The 5,325-nt window shown below is 68.6% G+C and carries 2 protein-coding genes; both read right to left on the reverse strand.

Translation table 11 applies throughout. From position 1 onward, the window contains the following. A partial coding sequence (locus tag K8612_RS38630; protein ID WP_223765909.1) for a condensation domain-containing protein occupies positions 1-275 on the reverse strand: 275 nt, incomplete at its 3' end. A gap of 415 nt (positions 276-690) precedes the next feature. Continuing rightward, positions 691-5,325 (reverse strand): non-ribosomal peptide synthetase (locus tag K8612_RS38635; protein WP_223765910.1); only part of this gene is annotated, 4,635 nt, incomplete at its 5' end.

The following is a 5,325-nucleotide window of genomic DNA, read 5'->3' on the forward strand; positions in this document are numbered from 1 at the left end:
CGCAACGCGCGCTCCAGCACGGCCACGTCGAGCGCACCCTCCAGGCGCACCGCCATGGGCACGTTGAAGAGGGAGGTACCGGGCTGCAGTTGATCAATGAACCAGAGTCGCTGCTGCGCGAAGGAGAGGGGCAGCGGGCGCGAGCGGTCCTGTACCGGGATGAGGCCCTGCGCGGAGAGCCCCGAGACGGTCTTCTGCGCGGCCACCTTCCTGAGCAACTCGGCGCGCTTTTCCGGTGAGAGGTTGGCGATCCGCTTCGACAGCTCGTGGCTCATCTCGTGTACTCCGCACTGGGGGCCGCCACCGCGTACGAACACCACTGAGGCAGTGGCGCTCGCGAGAACTCGGGTGTGTTGCTGGTGCCGGATTGACTCCCTGCGCCGCTCTTCCCAAAGAAGCGCGAGGGTGGGTCAAATTCATATCGGTGAGATTATTCCGCCTACGATGACTCTGTCATGAGGGCGGACAATCACCCGCTCGAATGAATTCAGGTATTTGCGGGATTGCTCTGTCTCCCTGAAGCAAGGGAGGGAAGGACGTCAGATGTCCTCCGGAGTGAGACCTGCTCCCAGCGTCTCCTCCCTGCTCATTGGGGGATCAGGGGCCGGGTTCGGTGCCTCGGAAGGGCCATGACCCACCGTCACGATGATCCATGACGGTGGGGTGCCTCGCTTCACTCCAACCCTGGCGTCAGCTCCCCGTGGTCTGCCGGGGTTCGATGCCGGAGACCCGCGCGAGCGCCTCCCGCAGGTGCTCGACGACGGGCCCGAGGTGCGGGTCCTGCATCAGCTCGTGGTGGCCACCGGGGACGTCGTGCACCTGGAGGCCCCCTCGCACGAGCGGCTCCCAGCCTCGGTGGCGCGGAGTGCCTGCGGCGACAGTGGTGGCGCTCAGCAGCAAGGCAGTGCCGTCGTACGGCTGGGGGACGTACTTCTCGTGTGCGAAGAGGTTGGCCCGGAAGACGTTGAAGAGGGCGCGCAGTTGGGCGGGACCGGAGTGCGCGTCGAGGATTCGCGCCCGGAGTCCTTCCTGGAGCAGGTGGCCCAGCATCGCGTCGTCGTCCTGTGCCAGGGCTTCGTCCGGGACGGAGAGGTGCTGGCCGAAGGCGGTGGCGGTGGCATGGGCGAAGGCGAGCCGCGCGCGGGCCTCGGCGTCGAGCTGCGTCTCGGTTTGGGCTGGCTTCGTCAGGCCATGGAGGTGGGCATCAATGAGGGCGAGCAGGTCCACGGCTTCACCGGCCTCGCGCAGCCTGCGGGCCATCTCGTAGGCGATGACGCCGCCGAGAGACCAGCCTCCGAGCTGGTAGGGGCCGTGGGGCTGCACGGTGCGGATGGCTTCGAGGTAGAGGGCGGCCATCTCTTCAATCGACTCAGCGACGGGCCGTCCGTCGAGGCCCCGCGACTGGAGGCCGTAGACGGGCAGTGACGGGCCGAGGCGGCGTGCCAGCTCCGAGTAGGCCAGGACGTTGCCGCCACCAGGGTGGACGAGGAAGAGGGGCCGGTGTCCTGGCTCTCCGCGCTCCAGCGGGACGAGGGGTGTCCAGGCCTGGGAGTCATCGCGCAGCACCTGGGCGAGCTGCTCGACGGTGGGCTGCTGGAAGAGGGCGGAGAGGGGAACCGACTGGCCCAGGCGCTCGCGCACGGCGGCGACCATGCGCACGGCGAGCAGGGAGTGGCCGCCCAACTCGAAGAAGCTGGAGCGGACGCCAACGGAGCGGACGCCGAGGACGTCCTCCCAGATGCGGGCGAGCTGCATTTCGAGCGCGTCGCGGGGCGCGACGAAGTCGCGTGCTTCGGCGGCGTGGGCGTCGGGCTCCGGCAGGGCCTTGCGGTCCACCTTGCCGTTGGCATTGAGGGGCAGGGCGTCCAGCACCATGACGGCCGACGGCACCATGTACTCGGGCAGGTGCTGCTTGAGGCCTGCCTTGAGCGCGTCCGTGTCCAGGGAATGGCCGTCGCGAGCGGTGACGTAGCCGACGAGACGCTTGTCCGCGTCAGTGCCGCGCGCCACGACGATGGCCTCGTTGACGCCGGTGAAGGCGCGCAGGGCGGCTTCGATTTCACCCAGCTCAATGCGGAAACCACGCACCTTCACCTGGAAGTCGACGCGGCCCAGGAAGTCGAGCGTGCCGTCCTCCTGCCAGCGGGCCTTGTCGCCCGTGCGGTAGAGGCGCTCGCCCGGAGAGGAGGTGAAGGGATGGGGAATGAAGCGTTCCGCGGTCAGTTCGGGGCGATTCAGGTAGCCCCAGGCCAGACCCTGGCCACCCACGTACACCTCACCGGCGACACCTACGGGCACTGGATGCAGGTGCGCGTCGAGCACGTACACCGTCGAGTTGGAGAGCGGCCGGCCGATGGACACCGAACCGCCCACCACCGAATCTCGGTGCATGGCGAAGGTCGTGGAGAAGGTGGTGTTCTCCGTGGGCCCGTAGCCATTGCTGAAGGTGGAGCCTTCCGGGAGGCGCGCGAGGTGTTCTCGCACACGGGCGGCGGGCAGCACATCGCCACCTGCGAGCACCTGTCGCACGCCCGCGAGCGCTTCGCCCTGGTGCAGGGCCATCTGCTCGAAGAGAGCGGCGGTGAGCCAGAGTGACGTCACGTGGTGGTGACGCAACTGGTCGGCCAGTTCCTCCAGCGACAGTGAGTGCGGCGGAGCGAGGACGAGCTTCGCGCCGTGCAGCAGCGCGCCCCAGATTTCGAGGGTGGACGCGTCGAAGGCAACGGGTGCGAACTGCAGCCAGACTTCGTCTGGCCCGAAGCGCATGAAGGTGCTGCCGAGCACCAGGCGGGTAATGCCCCGGTGGGGCACGCTGACGCCCTTGGGGCGGCCGGTGCTGCCGGAAGTGAACATGACGTAGGCCAGGGCTTCACCCTCCACGCGAACATCCGGCGCATGCGTGGGCCGCGAGGCAATCTCCGCGGACTGGGCATCCAGCCAGACGCGGGTGCCAGTGGCGGGGAGCAACGAAGCGAAGGGCTGGTGTGCGAGCGTCACGCTGACGTCCGCATCCTCCAGCAGCATGGCGATGCGCTCCACGGGCGCATTGCGGTCCACGGGGACGAAGGCCGCGCCCACCTTGAGGATGGCGAGGAGCGCCGTCACCAACTCGAAGGAGCGCTCGACGGCGAGGCCGACGCGCGCACCCGGGGCAATGCCCAGGGCCCGCAGATGATGGGCCAACTGATTCGCGCGTGAATCCAACTGGGCATACGTCAGTGTCGCGTCGCCCAACACCAGCGCCACCGCGTCGCGAGTGCGCTGCGCCTGCCGGGTGAAGTGGACGTGGACCGGCACGTCCGTCGGGCTGGTGGCGCGGGTGTCGTTCCACTCGACGAGGACGCGCTGACGCTCCTCGCTGGAGAGGAGCGTCAGGTGCGCGATGGGCTGCTCGGGCTTCGCGGCCACGGCCTCCAGCAGCGTGCGCAGGTGGGCGGCCATCCGCTCCACGGTGCACTGCTTGAAGAGGGCGGTGCTGTACTCCAGCGTGCCTCGCAGGCCTTCGGACGTCTCCGTGAAGAAGACGCTCAGGTCGAACTTCGACGTGGAGTGGCTGGCCTCCAGCCTTCGCAGCCGGAGGTCCGATAGCCGCACTTCCTCCGTGGGCACGTTCTGGAGCGCGAGCAGCGTCTGGAAGAGCGGCGTGTGGCTGAGGCTGCGCGTCGGCTGGAGGACCTCCACCAGCTTCTCGAAGGGAACCTCCTGGTGCTCGTAGGCCTCCAGCACCGTGGCGCGCACCTGCTGGAGCAACGTCCGGAAGGACTGGCCCTCATCCACCTTCGCGCGCAGGACGAGCGTGTTGACGAAGAAGCCAATGAGGCCCTCTGTCTCCGCCCGCGTGCGGCCCGCGATGGGCGAGCCCACGCTGATGTCCTGCTGTCCCGTGTAGCGCGCAAGCAGCCCCTGCCATGCAGCCAGCAGCACCATGAAGAGCGAGCCGCCTTCCCGGTGGGCCAGACTCCGGAGCGCTTCCGTCAGCTCCCGCGACAGGGTGAAGCCCAGGGTCGCGCCCGCGTTGCTCCGGACGGCCGGGCGGGGGAAGTCGGTGGGCAACTCCAGTACGGCAGGGGCGCCGAAGAGCTTCTGCTCCCAGTAGGCCACTTCCTGCCGCAGCGCCTCACCCGAAAGTGTGCGGCGCTGCCAGTCGGAGTAGTCCGCGTACTGCACGGGAAGGGCAGGCAGGGGCGACGGCTGCCCAGCGGAGAAGGCCGCGTAGAGCGTGGTGACTTCACGCACCAGCACGCCCAGCGACCAGCCGTCGGAGACGATGTGGTGCATCGTGACGACGAGGACGTGCTCGTGCCCAGAGAGCTTGAAGAGCAGCGTGCGGAGGAGCGGCCCGGTGCGCAGGTCGAAGGGCCGGCGCATCTCCATGTCCACCAGACGCCGCGCTTCGGACTCGCGCTGCGTCTCCGGCACGTCCGTGAGGTCCACGAGTCCCAGGGGCAGCGGATGGTCAAGATGGATGAGCTGGACCGGTTCGCCGTCCACCTGGGCGAAGGTGGTGCGCAGGGCGTCGTGTCGGCGCACGACTTCCTGCAGGGCACGCTCCAGCGCGTCCGCGTGCAGGTGGCCCTCCATCCGGACGGCGACAGGCACGTTGTAGAGGGGGCTGCCCGGTTCGAGCTGCTCAATGAACCACAGCCGCTGCTGGGCGAAGGACAGCGGCAGCGGACCGTCATGCGAGACGCGGGTGAGCGGGGAGGTGTTCGTGCGGGTGAGTCCCGAGAGACGAACAGCGAGTGCCTCCACGGTGGGCGACTCGAAGAGCGCGCGCAGGGGCAGTTCCACGCTGAACTCGGCGCGGATACGCGACACCACCTGGGTGGCCAGCAGCGAGTGACCACCCAGCTCGAAGAAGGAGTCCTTCACGCCCACCTGCGGCAGGCGCAGGACTGCTGCCCAGATGACCGCGAGCTGCTCCTCGGTGGGCGTGCGCGGTGCGACGTAGGTGGAGGCGAGCGCGGAGCCCTGGGGCGCGGGCAGTGCCTTACGGTCCACCTTGCCGTTGGTGTTGAGGGGCAGCGCTTCCAACACGAGGATCGCGGAGGGCACCATGTACTCGGGCAAGTGCTGCTTGAGGAAGGTGCGCAACTCGGTGGAGTCCAGGGACTCTCCCGCCTCGGGGACGAGATAGGCGACGAGCCGCTTGTCGCCGGGGATGTCCTCGCGAGTCAGCACCACGGCCGCGTGCACCTGGGGATGCTTGAGGAGGGCGGCTTCGATTTCGCCCAACTCGATGCGGAATCCGCGGACCTTCACCTGGAAGTCGGCGCGGCCCAGGTAGTCGAGCATCCCGTCCGCGCGCCAGCGCACCACGTCGCC

Origin of the sequence: Corallococcus sp. AS-1-6, assembly GCF_020037015.1 — a bacterium.
Classification (GTDB): Bacteria; Myxococcota; Myxococcia; order Myxococcales; family Myxococcaceae; genus Corallococcus.